12 protein-coding genes are annotated in these 15,403 nt (G+C 75.0%); 9 read left to right on the top strand and 3 right to left on the bottom strand.

The genetic code is table 11. The annotated features are described in order from the left end of the window. Positions 1-27: 27 nt before the first annotated feature. The gene (locus QBL21_RS20135; RefSeq protein ID WP_407563621.1) at positions 28-762 is read right to left on the bottom strand and encodes a haloacid dehalogenase type II; all 735 of its coding nucleotides are present in this window, start codon (positions 760-762) and stop codon (positions 28-30) included. Continuing rightward, positions 759-1,571 carry an SAM-dependent methyltransferase gene (locus tag QBL21_RS20130; protein WP_407563620.1) on the bottom strand — a complete coding sequence of 271 codons (813 nt, stop codon included), beginning with the start codon at positions 1,569-1,571 and terminating at the stop codon, positions 759-761. The genes QBL21_RS20135 and QBL21_RS20130 overlap by 4 nt, the downstream gene beginning before the upstream one ends. Before the next feature lie 137 nt (positions 1,572-1,708). Between QBL21_RS20130 and QBL21_RS20125 the strand changes: the two genes are divergently transcribed. Both QBL21_RS20125 and QBL21_RS20120 read left to right on the top strand, forming a co-directional pair. Then, on the top strand, positions 1,709-2,557 hold the full coding sequence (locus QBL21_RS20125) for an ATP-binding cassette domain-containing protein (RefSeq protein WP_407563619.1): 849 nt from the start codon (positions 1,709-1,711) through the stop codon (positions 2,555-2,557). Further along, the gene (locus QBL21_RS20120; RefSeq protein ID WP_407563618.1) at positions 2,554-3,225 is read left to right on the top strand and encodes an ABC transporter; all 672 of its coding nucleotides are present in this window, start codon (positions 2,554-2,556) and stop codon (positions 3,223-3,225) included. Before QBL21_RS20125 ends, QBL21_RS20120 begins: the two co-directional genes overlap by 4 nt. 299 nt (positions 3,226-3,524) lie before the next feature. Here QBL21_RS20120 and QBL21_RS20115 read toward each other — a convergent pair whose 3' ends face one another. After that, positions 3,525-4,736: an anhydro-N-acetylmuramic acid kinase gene (locus QBL21_RS20115; protein ID WP_407563617.1), complete on the bottom strand. Its 1,212-nt coding sequence runs from the start codon at positions 4,734-4,736 to the stop codon at positions 3,525-3,527. 302 nt (positions 4,737-5,038) lie between these two features. Between QBL21_RS20115 and QBL21_RS20110 the strand changes: the two genes are divergently transcribed. The 7 genes from QBL21_RS20110 (at position 5,039) to QBL21_RS20080 (ending at position 15,310) form a co-directional block, all read left to right on the top strand. Further along, a complete protein-coding gene (locus QBL21_RS20110) occupies positions 5,039-6,388 on the top strand; it encodes an ABC transporter substrate-binding protein (RefSeq protein ID WP_407563616.1) in 1,350 nt (449 codons plus the stop codon). Then, the gene (locus QBL21_RS20105) at positions 6,385-7,353 is read left to right on the top strand and encodes a carbohydrate ABC transporter permease (protein ID WP_407563615.1); all 969 of its coding nucleotides are present in this window, start codon (positions 6,385-6,387) and stop codon (positions 7,351-7,353) included. Before QBL21_RS20110 ends, QBL21_RS20105 begins: the two co-directional genes overlap by 4 nt. Positions 7,354-7,367: 14 nt before the next feature. Continuing rightward, a complete protein-coding gene (locus tag QBL21_RS20100) occupies positions 7,368-8,180 on the top strand; it encodes a carbohydrate ABC transporter permease (RefSeq protein ID WP_407563614.1) in 813 nt (270 codons plus the stop codon). Positions 8,181-8,297: 117 nt separating this feature from the next. Next, the gene (locus QBL21_RS20095) at positions 8,298-11,534 is read left to right on the top strand and encodes an alpha-mannosidase (RefSeq protein ID WP_407563613.1); all 3,237 of its coding nucleotides are present in this window, start codon (positions 8,298-8,300) and stop codon (positions 11,532-11,534) included. Positions 11,535-11,556: 22 nt separating this feature from the next. Continuing rightward, entirely contained in the window at positions 11,557-13,269 is a 1,713-nt protein-coding gene (locus tag QBL21_RS20090; RefSeq protein ID WP_407563612.1) for a class I mannose-6-phosphate isomerase, read from the top strand. Then, on the top strand, positions 13,266-14,258 hold the full coding sequence (locus QBL21_RS20085) for an ROK family protein (protein ID WP_407563611.1): 993 nt from the start codon (positions 13,266-13,268) through the stop codon (positions 14,256-14,258). The genes QBL21_RS20090 and QBL21_RS20085 overlap by 4 nt, the downstream gene beginning before the upstream one ends. Beyond that, positions 14,255-15,310: a LacI family DNA-binding transcriptional regulator gene (locus tag QBL21_RS20080; protein WP_407563610.1), complete on the top strand. Its 1,056-nt coding sequence runs from the start codon at positions 14,255-14,257 to the stop codon at positions 15,308-15,310. The genes QBL21_RS20085 and QBL21_RS20080 overlap by 4 nt, the downstream gene beginning before the upstream one ends. The last annotated feature ends 93 nt before the right edge of the window (positions 15,311-15,403 follow it).

Below are 15,403 nucleotides of genomic sequence, written 5' to 3'. Positions count from 1 at the left end.
ACGTACGGACGGTGCCTGCGGGCAGCGTCACGGACAGCCCAGCCGGTCGGCCAGGTCCCCGAAGTCCGCCGCCGCTACCTCGCCCGCCACCTCCGCCGCGCCGTCCGCCCCGCCCGCCGGGCCGTTCTCCAGCGGCCGCGCCACGAACGCCGTCCGCAGCCCCGCGCCGCGCGCCCCCGCCAGGTCCCAGCCGTGGCAGGCCACCATCAGCAGCTCACCGGGCTCGACGTCCAGCAGCCGCGCGGCCGTCAGGTACGGCGCCGGGTCCGGCTTGTAGCGCTGCGCCAGCTCGGCGGAGAGGATGCAGTCGAACGGCAGCCCCGCCGCCTTCACCAGGTGGGTGAGCAGCGCGAAGCCGCCGTTGGACAGCGCCGCCACCACGTACCGGCCGCGCAGCCGCGCCAGGCCCTCGGCCGCGTCCTCCCACGCGGGCAGCCGGTGCCAGGCGCGTACCAGCTCACCGCGGGAGGCGTCATCGAAGGCGGCGGCGACGCCGTGCTGTTCGAGCAGCTCGTCCAGCGACTCGCGGTGCAGCACGTCGAGGTACGCCCACCGGCGCTCGCCGCCGTTGACCCGGCCCATCGACGGCAGGTACTTCCCCCGCCACGCGTCGGCGAAGGCTTCGCCGTCCAGCTCGACGCCGCGCCGCCGCGCCACCCGCGTCACCTGCTCGGCGACGCCCGTGCGCCAGTCCACGGTGGTGCCGAAGATGTCGAACGCCAGCGCCCGTACCGCCCCCGGGTCGAACTCCGTCTCCGTCACGAGCTGCCCTCCTTCCGTCCCACGCCGCCGAACTGGTCGACCGGCTCCGGGTCTCCGCCGCCCTCCGGCCGCCATCGCGGGCACGACACGACCCCGGGCTCCAGCAGCTCCAGGCCCGTGAAGAAGCCTTCGATCTCCTCCGGCGTGCGCAGCACGTACGGCACCGCACCGCTCCTGTTGTACGCGTCCTGCGCCCGCCGCATCTCCCGGTGCACCACGCCCGTACCGTCGCTGAGCGTCAGGTGGCTGCCGGCCGGCAGCGCGTCGACCAGGTGGGCCACTATCGCGCGCGCCTCGTCGTAGTCCGCGACGTGCCCCACGATCCCGCTGAGGATCAGCCCCACCGGCTCGTCGAAGTCCAGCGTCTTCGCCGCACCGGCCAGCACCGCGTCCGGCTCGTGCACGTCGGCGTTGACGTAGTCGCACGTACCGCCGGGCCGCGAGACCAGCAGGGCGCGCGCGTGCGCGAGGACCATCGCGTCGTTGTCGACGTAGACGACCCGCGCCGACGGGTGGATCGCCTGCGCGATCTCGTGCGTGTTCTGGGCGGTCGGCAGTCCGGTGCCGATGTCGAGGAACTGGCGTGTCCCGGCCCCGGCCGCGAGGTGGCGCAGGGAGCGGGCGAGGAAGGCGCGGGAGGCGCGGGCGATGTCGACGATGCCGGGCGAGAGCCGCACGTACTCCTCGCCGGCGATCCGGTCGACGCGGTAGTTGTCGCTGCCGCCGAGCCAGAAGTTCCAGATACGCGCCGACTGCGGCACGGTGGTGTCGATCACCGGCGCCCGGCCGCCGCCCTGTGTGTCCACCATCAGAACTCTCCCACCACCGGTCGCGCTTGAAGTCCCACAAAATAGTCCAACGGCCCGTGCACCGTAAGCGGTCCGGCCGCCCCGGCGCACGTCGGTGCGGTCGCCGCGGGTGCGCCGCCGTGAAATCATCCGGATCCATGAGGCTGGACGGCGTGGGGCGGCGCTACGGCAGACGCGGTCCCTGGGTGCTGCGCGGGGTCGATCTGCGGGTGCCGGCGGGTGCGCTCGTACGCGTCGAAGGCGCCAACGGCGGCGGCAAGTCGACGCTGCTGCGGCTGCTGGCGGGCATCGACCTGCCGAGCGCCGGGCGCGTCACCGGCCGCCCCGCGCGCACGGCGTACGTGCCGGAGCGCTTCCCCGCGGCGCTGCCGCTGACGGCCCTCGGCTACCTGACGCACCTGGGCCGGGTGCAGGGGCTGCGCGGCCCCGAGGCGCGGCGGCGGGCGGGGGAGTGGCTGGCGCGGTTCGGGGCGGGGGAGTCGGCGCGTACGCCGCTGGACGAGCTGTCCAAGGGCGGCAGCCAGAAGGTCGCGGTGGCGCAGGCGCTGCTCGCCGAGCCGGAGTTGCTGGTGCTCGACGAGGCGTGGACCGGGCTGGACGCCGAGGCGCGGGCGGAGCTGGACACGGCGGTCGGGGAGCGGCTGGCGGCGGGCGGGGCGGTGGTGTTCGTCGACCACGACCCGCGGCGGCTGGCGGACGTGCCGTACGCCGCCTACCGCGCCGGCGGCGGCCGGGTCGTGGCCCGGCCGGCGGGCGGCGGCCCCGCGGTGGCGGTCGAGGCGGTCGGGCGGCCCGGCTCCCCCGTGCCCGGCGACCTGCCGGGGGCGCCGCTGTACGAGGAACTGCCCGGCGGCGGCTGCCGGCTGACGGTCCCCGCCGCGCAGTCCGACGCCCTGCTGCGGGCGCTGCTCGGCGCAAGCCCCGGCTGGCACATCCGCGGCGTGCACCCCGTGGCGTACGAACCGGAGGAGGACCCCGCGCCGTGACCGCGCTCGTGCGCTACCAACTCGCCCTGCTCGCCCGCTCGCACCGCTGGCTGCCGCCGCTGCTGGTGTACGCGGCGGCCGTGGCCGTCGGTGTCCAGCCGGGGCAGGCCGTGCTGGACTCGCTGGGGGTGGCCGCCGCGGCGGTGCTGCCGGTCGCGGCGTGGCTGGTGCGGGTGTGCACCGGCGTGGAGCCGCCCGCCGCGCGGGCCTGCCTGGCCGCGGCCGGGGGCCCGGCGCGGGCCCATCTGGCGAGCCTGGCCGCGGCGTTCGCGGCGGCGTGCGTGCTGGGCGCGGCGGGCGTGGCCGTGGTCGTGCTCATCAGCGACCCGCACGGCTCGGACCGCGCCTCGGAGACCGCCGTCCCGGTGGCGGCGGCGACGGGCGCGGGGCTGCTGGCGACACTGACGTGCGCGCTGCTGGGCACGGCGGTGGGGGCGCTGTGCAACCGGCCGCTGCTGCGCAGCCGGGCGTGGACGGTGCCGGCGACGCTCGCCGGCGCGGGGGCGGTGCTGGTGGCGACCGGCTCCCCGGCGAACGCCGCCGTGACCGGGCTGGTCACCGGCTCCCGCGCGGCGGAGGTGCCGCTGCCGCTGCTGCCGCTGACGGCCGCCGCCCTGGCGGCGGCGGCCACGGCGGCGCTGGCCGCAGCCCTGAGCGCCCGGCGCTGAGCGCCCGGCGGTGGGCGGGGCCGCCGCGCGTCGGTGCCCTCGGTCGGTGCCGGATCGCCGTCCGGCGCCCGCCCGTTGCCGACCGGGTCAGTGGCTGGCGTACGCGTGGGAGACGGCCGCCGGCCCGCCGCCGGGCGGCTTCCCACCGGGTCGGTCCTGCTTCACCCCCGGTCGGCCGCCGAGTGCCCGGCACGCGGCGTCACGGTCGCGGTGCCCGCGCCGCGTGGCCGTCGGCCCGTACGACACGGCCCAGCGCGGACGCCGCGTGCCTGCTTCCCGTACGACCCGGCCCCCGGCTCTCACACCACCCGCAGCCGCACCGGCGTCTTCGCCGCCGGCTCCGGCAGCCGCAGCGGCCGGGCCCCCGGAGTGATCGACCCCAGCAGCGCCGCCTCACGCGCCCCCGTTGCGGACGGCACCGAGGCGGGCAGCCCGTTCACCGTCAGAAAGCCCAGCAGCGCGAAGAGATACCCCTCCTTGCCCTGCGACGACAGCCCGTGGTCCTCCATCCGCGAGACCAGCGCCGGCGCGCACAGCTTTGCCAGCCGCGCCATCAGCGCCGGGTTGCGCACCCCGCCGCCGGAGACGACCAGCTCCCCGACCCCGTACTGCCGGCACGCCGCAGCGACCAGCTCCGCGGTCAGCTCCGTGACGGTGGCCACCAGGTCGTCCAGCGACGGCCGCGGGCCCGCGCCCGCCGCGACCCGCTCGCGCAGATACGCCCCGTGGAACAGCTCCTTGCCCGTCGACTTGGGCGCGGGCAGCGCGTAGTACGGCTCGTCCAGCAGCCGCCCCAGCAGCTCCCGGTCCACCGTCCCGCGCCGCGCCCGCGCGCCGTCGGTGTCCATCGTCTCCGCGCCGCCCGTGCCGTCGGCCACCGCGGCGTCGATGAGCGCGTTGGCCGGGCCCAGGTCGTACGCGACGACCTCGCCGGAGGCGCCGCGGACCGTGATGTTGGCGATGCCGCCGAGGTTCAGCGCCCCGCGCCGCGGCGTCCCGCCGGGGCCGCCGGCGAGCAGCAGCAGCGCGTCGAGGGTGGAGGCGAGCGGGGCGCCCTGGCCGCCGCGGGCGATGTCGCGGGTGCGTACGTCGGAGACGACGGGCAGCCCGGTGGCCTCGGCGATCCAGGCGGCGCCGCCGAGCTGGAGGGTGCCGCGGGCGCGCGGGCCCTCGACCCAGTGGTAGACGGTCTGCCCGTGCGAGACGACGAGGTCGGCGCGCCCGTCCGCCGCCGTCTCGACCGCCTCGGCGGCCGTCCGGCCGAAGAACCGCCCCAGTTCGGTGTCGAGCCGGCAGACCTCCGCCATCGTCGTCCGCGCCGGGGGCAGGCAGGCGGCGACGGCGCGGCGCAGCTCGTCGGGGAAGGGGGCGCTGTGCAGGCCGCGGGGGTGCAGGAGGATTTCGTCGCCGTCGAGGCGCAGGTCGCAGACGGCGGCGTCCACGGCGTCGTACGAGGTGCCGCTGAGCAGGCCGACGACGGTGAGCGCGGGGGCGGGGTGCGGGTGGGTCATCGGGCCATTGTCGTCGGCGCGTTCCGGGGGTCCTCGGCGGCGTACGCCGGTGGCGTGGAGGTCGCAGGCCCGGCGGCCGGGGTGCCGTCCTTGCGCAGAGGCGCGGCGGCGGGCCTGCGACCCCGCTGGGCCAGAACTATACATTTCGGGCATTCCGCCGCACGGAGAAGCGCGGCCCGACTTGTCAGGCCCTCTGTTGAAATTTCACTGCAAGCCCATTGACGCCGGACGCTGTCGGCCGTCAAGCTCCCTCCAGTGCGTGTTAACGATAACACGAGCACTGCGACCCAGGGAGCCGCCCGATGTCAGGTCGTCATCCGCCGATCCCCCCACCAGCCGCCGACCCCCGCACGACCGCACCCCGCCCCACCCGCTTCGACCGCCGCACCCTGCTCCGCGCCTCCGCGGCCGGCGCGTTCGCCACCGCCACCGGCGGACTGGCCGCCGCCTGCGGCAGCGCCGCGGGACAGGGGCCCGGCAAGGTCGCCATCCACGGTGACAACCCCGCCTGGGAGGCGCCGCTGAAGGCCGCCGGCCAGGCGCTCCAGTCCACCGCCGGCCTTCAGCTCGTGCCCGAGGTCATTCCGTCCCTCGAATCCTTCGAGCAGGTCGTGAAGTCCTCGCTGCGTACACAGAAGACCCCCGACCTGCTCAAGTACTGGTCCGGCTACCGGCTGCGCGACCTCGCGCGCACCGGCGGCATCGAGGACCTGTCGAAGCAGTGGCAGGACGCCGAGTCCCGCGGCTGGGTGGAGCCCTCGCTGCGCGAGGCGTTCACCTACGACGGCCGCGTCTACGGGCTGCCGATGAACCTCGCCTACTGGGTGATCTTCTACAACCCCGAGGTCTTCGCGGAGCACCGCCTGGAGAAGCCGGAGACCTGGGACGACTTCCTCACCGCCTGCACCCGGCTGAAGGAAAACGGCATCACCCCGCTGCACGGCACCACGGCCGGCCGCTGGCCCGCGTTCATCTGGTTCCAGGAGATCCTGAGCCGTCAGGACCCGCAGTTCTACGACGACCTGATGAACGGGCGCGAGCGCTACACCGACCCGCGTGCCCAGCGCGCGCTGCGCACCATCGCCGGCTTCTTCGACAAGGACTGGTTCACCTCCATGGACGTGGACCACAACAACGCCGCCGCGGCCGTCGTCCACGGCGACGTGGGCATGGTGGCCTGCGGCACCTGGCTGGGCGCCGTCTTCGCCGGGGCCGGCGCCAAGCCGGGCAAGACCGTGGACGCCTTCGTCCTGCCCATGGCCGACCCGGCCGCACGCCCCTGCGTGATCTTCGAGTCCAGCGCCTTCGTCGCCACCGTCAAGGGCCCGGACAAGGACGAGGCGCTCAAGGCCGCCGGCGGCTGGCTGCACCCGGAGGTCGCCACGGCCTTCGCCCACGGCCTCTCCGACGGCAGCCCCAACCCGACGGTCGAGCCGGCCAACGTGGTCATCGACGGCGTGGCGCGCCGGTCGAAGGACCTGTGGCTGCTCAACCGCTTCTGGGAACAGGGCCCGCCCGAACTCGTCGAGTCCACCGTGGACGACCTCGCGGGCATGCTCATCGACCCGCACTCGTACCGCGGCGGACTGCGGACCATGCAGGAGCGCGCCGACGAGGCGTGGAAGGTGTGGCGGGAGGCGGAGAAGTCATGACCGACACCGTGGGCACGGCCGAGGCCGCCAAGCCCGTACGCCTGCGCCGCCGCATCCCCGTCCGCAGCCCGCACCAGGCCGCGAAGACCACGTCCACCCGCCGCCTCGGCGGCGCGTTCGCCGGCGTCCCCTGGGCACTGCCCGCGGTCGCGCTCGTCGGCATCCTGCTCGTCTATCCCTTCCTCCGCAGCATCTACGGCAGCTTCTTCGAGGACAACGGCTTCGACAGCAGCTTCACCGGCATCGACAACTACACCCGGCTCGCCGAGGACCCGATCTTCGGCCGCTCGCTGCTCAACACCTTCATGTGGGTCGCCGGCACCCTGCTGCTGCCCGTCGTCGCCGGCCTCGCCATCGCCGTCGCCACCCACCGGATGCGCCGCCTCGGCGGGCTCGCGCAGCTCGTCATCGTGCTGCCGTTCGCGGTCTCCGGCGCGGCCACCGCCGCGCTGTGGCGCTTCATGCTCACCACCGACGGCGCGGTCAACCAGGTCCTGCGCGGCGTCGGCCTCGACTCCTGGGCGCAGAGCTGGCTGCTGGAGTGGCCGCAGAACACCATCTCGATGATCGTCGCCAGCACCTGGCAGGCCACCGGCCTGAACGTCGTCCTCTTCGCCATCGGCCTGCGCGCCATCCCGAGGGAGACGGTCGAGGCCGCCGAGCTGGACGGCGCCACCGGCTGGCGGATGTTCCGCCACATCACCCTGCCGCAACTGCGCGCCGTGACGGTCGTGGTCGTCGGCATGGCCATCGTCAACAGCCTCAAGGCGTTCGACATGATCTGGGTTCTCACCCAGGGCGGTCCCTCGCGCAGCTCCGAGACGCTGGCGCTGACCATGTACCGCGAGGCGTTCCGCCTCTTCCACGTCGGCTACGGGTCCGCCATCGCGCTCGTGCTCTCCGTGATCGTCGTCGCTTCCTCGTGGCTCTATCTGCGCCGCCAGATGCCCGGTGCCAAGGACTGAGAGGAGACACCGACATGGGACGCCACATGCGCAACCTCTTCGTCGCCGGCTGCGTGCTGCTCTGGCTGCTGCCGCTCTACATCCTGATCGTCAACGCCCTGACCCCCGCCGAGGAGTACACGGGATCCGTCGACTGGACCCCGCAGGGCTTCGCGATCTTCGACAACCTCAAGACCGCCTGGGTCGACGCCGGCATCGGCGACGGCTTCGGCAGCTCCATGCTGTACGCCGTGGTGTGCGGCGGGGTGGCCGTGGTGGTCGCGGCGATGGCCGCGTTCGCCGTCATCGTGCTGCCGATACCCAGGCCCGCCCTGTGGTTCTGGGTGATCTTCTCCGGGACGCTCTTCCCGCTCCAGATGTTCCTGGCCCCGCTGTTCGGCATGTACGCCGACGCCAACCTCTACGACACCCGCCTGGGCCTGATGCTCGTCTACGCCGCCTGGGCCATACCCTTCGCGTTCTTCCTCATCCGCAACCAGATGACGACGATGCCACCGGAGATCACCGAGGCCGCGATGCTCGACGGCGCGTCCATGCGCCGCATCTTCTGGCGCATCCACGTACCGCTGATGCGCTCCGGGCTCGGCGCCGCGTTCATCTTCCAGTTCACCGCCGTCTGGAACGACCTGCTGTTCGGCATCACGCTCAGCCGCAGCCCCGAGATCCAGCCGGTGATGGCCACCCTCAACTCCCTCAACCAGGCGTACAGCTCCGCCGGGCCGCCGGTGATCCTGGCCGGCGCGTTCATCGTCTCGCTGCCCACGCTGCTGGTCTTCCTGGTGTTCCGCGGCCTGTTCCTGCGCGGCATCACCGCATCCGCCCGCTGACCCGACCCGCTGACCCGACCCGACCCGCCGACCGCCCTGCCCGCCGACCCCTGCCCGGCCCACGAACCCGCCCGCATCACCGCCCGCACCACCGCGGGAGAGTACGGAGACCACCGCATGACCACTCGGGCCCTCGTCCGCACCACCGACTGGGACAACGACCGCATCCGCGACAGCCTGCGCAGCAGCGTCGTCACCGCCGAGGGCAGCCTCGCCGGCACCGTCCTGCGCCTGACCCAGGAGCCGCTGCTCAAGCACGCCGACGGCGGCGGGCTGCTCCAGAGCCTGCGCGTCGAAGCCGCTAACGGCGCGGCCCTGCCCGCCGGCCTGCCCGCGGACTTCGTCGTACGGACCGAGTCCGGCTCCGCGCTGCCCGTCGTGGCCGAGCCGGGCCCCGGCAACTCCGTACGCCTGCTGCTGCCCGCCGTCGACACCGACCAGCGCGTCACCGTCGGCCTGCCCGACGGCGACGGCGCCGGGCCCGACGCCGGCATCGAGCTGACGCTCACCCCGCAGCGGCAGTGGACCCTCCACCTCGTCCACCACTCCCACCTCGACATCGGCTACACCGACCCCCAGGGCCGCGTGCTGGCCGAGCACCTGTCGTTCCTCGACTCCTGCCTGGAGCTGACCCGCGCCACCGACGACTGGCCCGCCGAGTCCCGGTTCCGCTGGTGCGTGGAGTCCCTGTGGTCCTTCCGGCAGTGGGCCGACGCCCGCCCCGCCGAGCAGGTCGAGGAGTTCGTACGGCGGGTGCGCGAGGGCCGCATCGAGCTGACCGCCATGCCGTTCAACCTGCACACCGAGACCTGCTCCACCGACGAGCTGCACGAACTGCTGCGTCTGGCCGACGAGGTCCGCGACGAGCACGGCGTGGAGTTCACCTCCGCGATGCAGACCGACGTGCCCGGCGCCGTCGTCGGCCTCGTCGACGCGCTCGCCGCCGCGGGCGTGAAGTACCTGTCCGTGGCGCACAACTGGGCCGGCCGGTCCGTGCCCCACCTCGTCGGCGGCGAGAAGCTGCCCCGGCTCTTCCGCTGGCGCGCGCCCAGCGGCAACAGCATCCTCGTCTGGGTCACCGACACCCCGCACGGCCTGGCCTACATGGAGGGCCCGCTGCTCGGCTTCGACACCGACTACACCAGCGTCGACGACCTGCTGCCCGCCTACCTGACGTCGCTGGCCAGCAACCCGTACCCGTACCGCGGCGGCATCTTCGGCTGGGCCATGGACCAGGCCGACGTCAAGCGCGAGCCCTACCCGTGGGACATCCTGCACCTGCGCGTACAGGGCAAGTTCGGCGACAACGCGCCGCCCCGGCGGATCATCGCCGACACCGTCCGCCGCTGGAACGAGACCTGGGCCTACCCGCAGCTCAGGCTCTCCCGCAACGAGGACTTCTTCACCGACGCCGAAGCCCGCCTCGGCGACGAGATCCGCACCTTCGAGGGTGACTGGACCGACTGGTGGGTCGACGGCGTCGGCTCCGGCGCCCGCCCGCTGTCCCTGGCCCGCACCGCGCAGGCCACCGTCGCCGACGCCCAGACCCTCGGCACCTTCGCCGGCGTCCTCGGCGCCGCCGGCGCCGCCGACGACACCCGGGACTCCGCGCCCGTCTACGAGGCCGTGTCCCTCTTCGACGAGCACACCTGGGGCGCCGGCGACCCCTGGACCCACGGCGACCACGGCGGCCACAGCGGCGAGGAGCAGTGGCACTGGAAGTACGGCCAGGCGCTGCGCGCGTACGACGACGGCAACTCCCTGCTCGACCGGGCCCGCGCCCGCCTCGGCCAGCGGCTCGCCGGCGCGCCCGACGCCGTGTCGTACCACGTCGTCAACACCTGCTCCTGGGCCCGCACCGACGTCGTACGGATCTTCCTGCCGGAGAGCAGCGTGCCGCTGGAGCAGCGCGTCGCCGTCCGCGACGCCCGCACCGGCGAGCGGCTGCGGCACGAGGAGGAAGCGCAGGTCAACGACGACCACCGGGACGCGGGCCGCTTCCTGCTGGTGTGCGTCGACGACGTGCCGGCCGCCGGGTCCGTACGCCTCGACGTCGTCGCCGAGGGCGACGGCGACGGCGCGCAGGACGGCGAGGGCACCGTCCTGAAGGCCGCCACCGGCTGGAACCCCACCGGCGGCACCGAAAAGGAGGACCCCGCCGAGACCGCCGCCGCCGCGCACGCCCAGGCCGACCCCACCCTGCTGGAGAACGAGCACCTCGCGGTCCGCGTCGACCTCGCCCGGGCCTGCATCGCCTCCGTCGTCGACAAGGCCACCGGCCGCGAACTCGTCCGCGGAAGCGACGCGGGTGCGGCCGTGGGCTTCAACGCCTACATCCACGACAGCTACACCACCGCCGGCGGCTTCAACCACAACTCCAGCCGTACCACCGGCTCCGACCGCCTGGAACACCTCGGCAGCCGCTCCGTCGCCCCGCCCGCCGCGCTCATCGCGCGCACCTCCACCGCCACCGGCGAGTCCCTCACCTACGAGACCCGCCCCGCCGGCGCCAACCGGGTGCGTACGACCCTGACGCTGCCGCACGGCGCCGCCCGCCTCGACATCGACAACCGCGTCGACAAGGACGCCACCCTCGGCAAGGAGAGCGCCTACTTCGCGTTCCCCTTCGCCTTCGAGACGCCCGCCGTGCGGATGGAGGCCACCGGCGGCGCCACCGGCACCGGCCTGCCCGTCATCCCCGGCTCCGCGCTGCACATGCGGGCCGTACGCCGCTGGGTCACGCTCGCCGACGACGACCTCGCGGTGGCCTGGGCCACGCAGGACGCGCCGCTGGTGCAGTTCGGCAACATCGCCCTGCCCTACGCGCCGTTCCCCAAGACGATGGGCCACGACGAGCCCGCCACCGTCTTCTCCTGGATCCACAACAATCTGTGGGACACCAACTTCCCCAGCGAGCAGGGCTTCGAGTTCACCTTCCGCTACAGCCTGGCCTGCGGCCCCGCCGACGGTACCGCCCACGGTGCGCTCGGCGCCCGCACGGCCGCCGGGCTCAGCCGCCCGCTGCACGCCGTACGGGCCCGCGCCACCCACCCCGGCGGCGGCCCCGAGGTCACCGACGGGCTGGCGTTCGCCGAGGTCGGCGACCCGCGGGTACGGCTCGTCGGCGCCACCACCCCCGGCGGGGAAGCCGGCGGGGGCGCCGTGCTGCTGCGGCTCCAGTCCTTCGCCGAGGAGCCGGTGGCCTGCCCCGTACGCGCCCTCTTCCCCGTCACCGGGGCCGGGCTCGCCGACTACCTCGGCCGCCCGGGAGACGACCTGCCGGTACGGGACGGAGAGGTCACCGTCGACCTCCCCGCCCTCGGCACGACCGCGGTGCTCTTCCGGCGCCGCTGACCACATCCCAAAAGGAGACTGCGTGTACCGGCTCGACCCGCGCTACGCACCCGCCCCGCAGGCCGTCCTCACCACCGGCTGGCGGGCCGTGGCGGCGGAACTCCCCCACGGCCCGGCGGTAGTGGCCGTCGAGGGACCCCCGTCCGCGGACTGGGACGCCCTCGCCGACCGGCTCCGGCGCGAGCTGACCGCCCGCGGCACCGCCGTGACCCTGCTCGACGTACGGCGCCACTACGCGCCGCCCGACGAGGTCAGGCGCCGCACCGAGCGGCCCGAGGACACCGCCGACCCGTACTACTGCAAGCTCGCCGAGAACCCCCTCGACGACCTCTTCGACACCCCGCCCGAGGCCACCCGCCCCGACACCGGGCTGCTGCTGGTCTACGGGCCGGGCGCCGCCGTCGTACCGCACGACCTGCTCTGGTACGCCGACGTGCCCAAGCGCTACGCCGAGGCGGACGTCACCGCCGGCACCACCGGCGCCAACCTCGGCCTGCCCGGCGAACCCCCCGACCACCGCCGGCTGTTCTACATCGACTGGCCCGTGCTCGACCGGCACCGCGACGCGCTGGCCCGCCGCCTCGACGGCTGGCTCGACGTCCAGGACCCCGAGCACCCCGCCCACCTCGACGGCGACGGCCTGCGCGGCACCCTCGCCGCGCTCGCCCGCCGGCCGGTGCGCACCCGGCCGTACTTCAACTCCACCCCCTGGGGCGGCCACTGGGCGCAGCGCGAACTGGGCTTCGCCCCCGGCGCGCCCAACACCGCCCTCGGCTACGAGCTGATCGCCCCCGAGGCCGGCATCCTCGTCGGCACCGGACCGGACGCGCAGGCCGAGGTGCCGTTCCAGCTCATGTGCGTCCTCGCCCCCGAGGACGTCCTCGGCGCCGAGGTGCACGCCCGCTTCGGCACCTCGTTCCCGATCCGCTTCGACTACCTCGACACCGTCGGCGGCGGCAACCTCTCGCTGCACTGCCACCCGCGCGAGGCGTACATGCGCGAGCGGTTCGGCTGGCCGTACACCCAGCACGAGACGTACTACATGACGCTCGGCAGCGCGCAGACCAAGGTCTACCTCGGGCTGCGCGAGGACGCCGACGTCGGCCTGTTCCGCAAGGAGATCGAGGAGGCCATCAGCGACGCGCGGCCCATGGACCCCGAGGACCACGTCCTGGCCTTCCCGGGCGAGCGCGGGCAACTGTTCATGATCCCCGCCGGCACGCCGCACGCCAGCGGCGCCGGCAACCTCGTCCTGGAGATCAGCGCCACCCCCTACCTCTACAGCCTCCGGTTCTACGACTGGCTGCGGCCCGGCGCCGACGGCAGGCCGCGGCCCATGCCGTACGAACACGGGCTGGCGAACCTCGACACCGTCCGGCGCGGTGACGCCGTCGCCCGGGACCTGGTGCCGCGGCCGCGCGAACTGCGCTCGGGGCCCGGCTGGCGCGAGGAACTGCTCGGCGCGCTGGACGAGATGTTCTACGAAGTCAGGAGGTACACCCTGGACGAGGGCGCCGAGGCCGGCGACGACACCGAAGGCCGCTTCCATGTGCTCAACGTGGCCGAGGGCGCCGGCGTGACCGTGCACACCGCGGCCGGCGACACCCACGAACTGTCGTACGCCGAGACCCTGACGGTGCCCGCCGCGGTCGGCGGCTACCGGCTCGTGGCCACCGCCGGCGGCGGCCCCGTACGGGTCGTCAAGGCCCTCGTCAGCAAGGCCGCCGGGCGTTGATCCCCGTCCTGGAGATCGGCGGCACGCACGTCACCGCCGCGCTGGTCTCCCCGCGGACCGCCGCCGTGGCCGCCCGCGTGCGGCATCCGCTGGACGCGCAGGCCCGCGCCGGGGACATCCTCGGCGCGGTCCTGCGCTGCGCGCGCTCCCTGCCGGCGCCGCCGGCGGGGGCGCGGTGGGGGGTGGCGCTGCCCGGGCCGTTCGACTACGCCAAGGGCGTCGCGCTCTTCGCGGGCGTCGGCAAGTTCGAGGCGCTGTACGGGGTGGACGTGGGGGCGGAGCTGCTCGGCGGGCTGCCGGGGAGCCCGTCGGCCGTCGCCTTCCGCAACGACGCGCACGCCTTCCTCGCCGGCGAGGAGGCCGCGGGCGCCGCCCGCGGCCACACCCGGGCGGTGGGCATCACCCTGGGCACGGGAGTCGGCTCGGCGTTCCTCGCCGACGGCGCGCTGCGCACGACCGGCCCGGGGGTGCCGCCGGAGGGCCGGATGGACCTGGCCCGGATCGCCGGCCGCCCGCTGGAGGACACGGTCTCGCGCCGGGCGATCCGGTCCCGGTACGGGGCCGCCGCGGGCACCGGGGGCGGGCCTTCGGGGACGTACGGCGAAGAAGGCGCCGGTGCCCGTGTCGGCGCCGGTGTCGATGTCGATGTCGATGTCGATGTGCGCGAGATCGCCGAGCGGGCCCGGGCGGGGGAACAGCGGGCGCGCCGGGTGCTCGACGCCGCGTTCGGCGCCCTCGGCGCGGAACTGGGCCCGCGGCTCGCCGCCTTCGGCGCCACCGCGCTGGTCGTCGGCGGCTCCATGGCCGAGTCCTGGGACCTCCTCGCCCCGCCCCTGACCGCCGCCCTCACCGGCGGCGGCTGGCCCCCGGACACCGGCCCGCCCAAACCCGGCGACCCGCCCGCGGGCGCCCGGCGGCTGGTACGCGCCCTCCTCGGGGAGGACGCCGGGCTCATCGGCGCCGCCGCGGCCGCCGGGGGTGCCGGATGACGCCCGGCGCCGGCGGCGGGCCCGGCGCACGGGACGCGCAGCCCACGCTGCGGGACGTCGCCGAGCGCGCCGCCGTCAGCGCCATGACCGTCTCCCGCGTCCTGCGCGACGACCCCAAGGTGCTGCCCGCCACCGCCGCCCGCGTCCGCGCCGCCGTCGCCGCACTCGGCTACCGGCGCAACGAGGTCGCCCGCAGCCTGCGCCTGGGCAGCGGCACCGGGCTCGTCGGCCTCGTCGTCACCAACCTCGCCAACCCCTTCTACTCCCGCCTCGCCCTCGGCGTCGACGCCGTCGTCGCCCGGCACGGCCTGAAGGCCGTCATCGGCAACACCGGCCAGGACCCCGACACCGAACGCAGCCTGGTCGAGGATCTCGTCGCCCGCCGCGTCGACGGCATCGTCGCCGTCCCCGCCGGCGGCGACCAGCGGCACCTGGCCGCCGCCGCGGCCGAGGGCGTGCCCGTGGTGCTGGCGAGCCGGCCGCCCGCCGGGTTCGCCGCCGACCACGTCCTCGTCGACGACTACGGCGGGGCCCGCGCGGCGACCGAGCGGCTGCTGGCCGCCGGGCACCGCCGCATCGGCTTCCTCGGCTCCCCGCCCGCCGTCTACACCGGCACCGAGCGCCTGCGCGGCTACGCCGCCGCGCTGGCCGGCGCCGGACTGCCCGCCGAGGACACGTACATACGGCAGGGGCAGCAGCAGACCGCCGAGGCCGCCCGCGCCGCCGCCGGGCTGCTCGCCCTCCCCGAGCCGCCGACCGCGCTGTTCTGCTCCAACAACCGCAACACCATCGGCGCCTTCCGCGCCATCCGCGAGGCCGGCACCGCCACGGCGCTGGCCGGCTTCGACGACTTCGAGATGGCCGACACCCTCGGCCTGCCGCTCACCCTCGTCGCGTACGACACCGACGAACTCGGCCGCGAGGCCGGCCGCCTGCTCCTCGCCCGCCTCGCCGAACGCGCCGGCGCGGACGGCACGCCGGCGCCGCCGGAGCGCCGCACCATGGTCCCGACCACCCTCGTCTCCTACGGCACCCCCGGGCAGGCCCCGTAGCGGATTCCGTGCCACCGTCCCCCGGCGCCCATGTAACATCCGCTATCTGGATGGGCCATCTTTCCGCCAGGGGAACGGGGGCCGGGACCGGGA

This window comes from Streptomyces sp. 184 (assembly GCF_045781775.1).
Taxonomy (GTDB): domain Bacteria; phylum Actinomycetota; class Actinomycetes; order Streptomycetales; family Streptomycetaceae; genus Streptomyces.
The sequence above is the reverse complement of the archived record's forward strand: the minus strand, read 5'-3'. Positions and strand labels throughout refer to the sequence as shown.

Coding starts and splice junctions, on each gene's coding strand:
- QBL21_RS20130 (WP_407563620.1), bottom strand. CDS start 1,571: ATGGTGGACACACAGGGCGGCGGCCGGGCGCCGGTGATCGACACCACC.
- QBL21_RS20125 (WP_407563619.1), top strand. CDS start 1,709: ATGAGGCTGGACGGCGTGGGGCGGCGCTACGGCAGACGCGGTCCCTGG.
- QBL21_RS20115 (WP_407563617.1), bottom strand. CDS start 4,736: ATGACCCACCCGCACCCCGCCCCCGCGCTCACCGTCGTCGGCCTGCTC.
- QBL21_RS20110 (WP_407563616.1), top strand. CDS start 5,039: ATGTCAGGTCGTCATCCGCCGATCCCCCCACCAGCCGCCGACCCCCGC.
- QBL21_RS20105 (WP_407563615.1), top strand. CDS start 6,385: ATGACCGACACCGTGGGCACGGCCGAGGCCGCCAAGCCCGTACGCCTG.
- QBL21_RS20100 (WP_407563614.1), top strand. CDS start 7,368: ATGGGACGCCACATGCGCAACCTCTTCGTCGCCGGCTGCGTGCTGCTC.
- QBL21_RS20095 (WP_407563613.1), top strand. CDS start 8,298: ATGACCACTCGGGCCCTCGTCCGCACCACCGACTGGGACAACGACCGC.
- QBL21_RS20080 (WP_407563610.1), top strand. CDS start 14,255: ATGACGCCCGGCGCCGGCGGCGGGCCCGGCGCACGGGACGCGCAGCCC.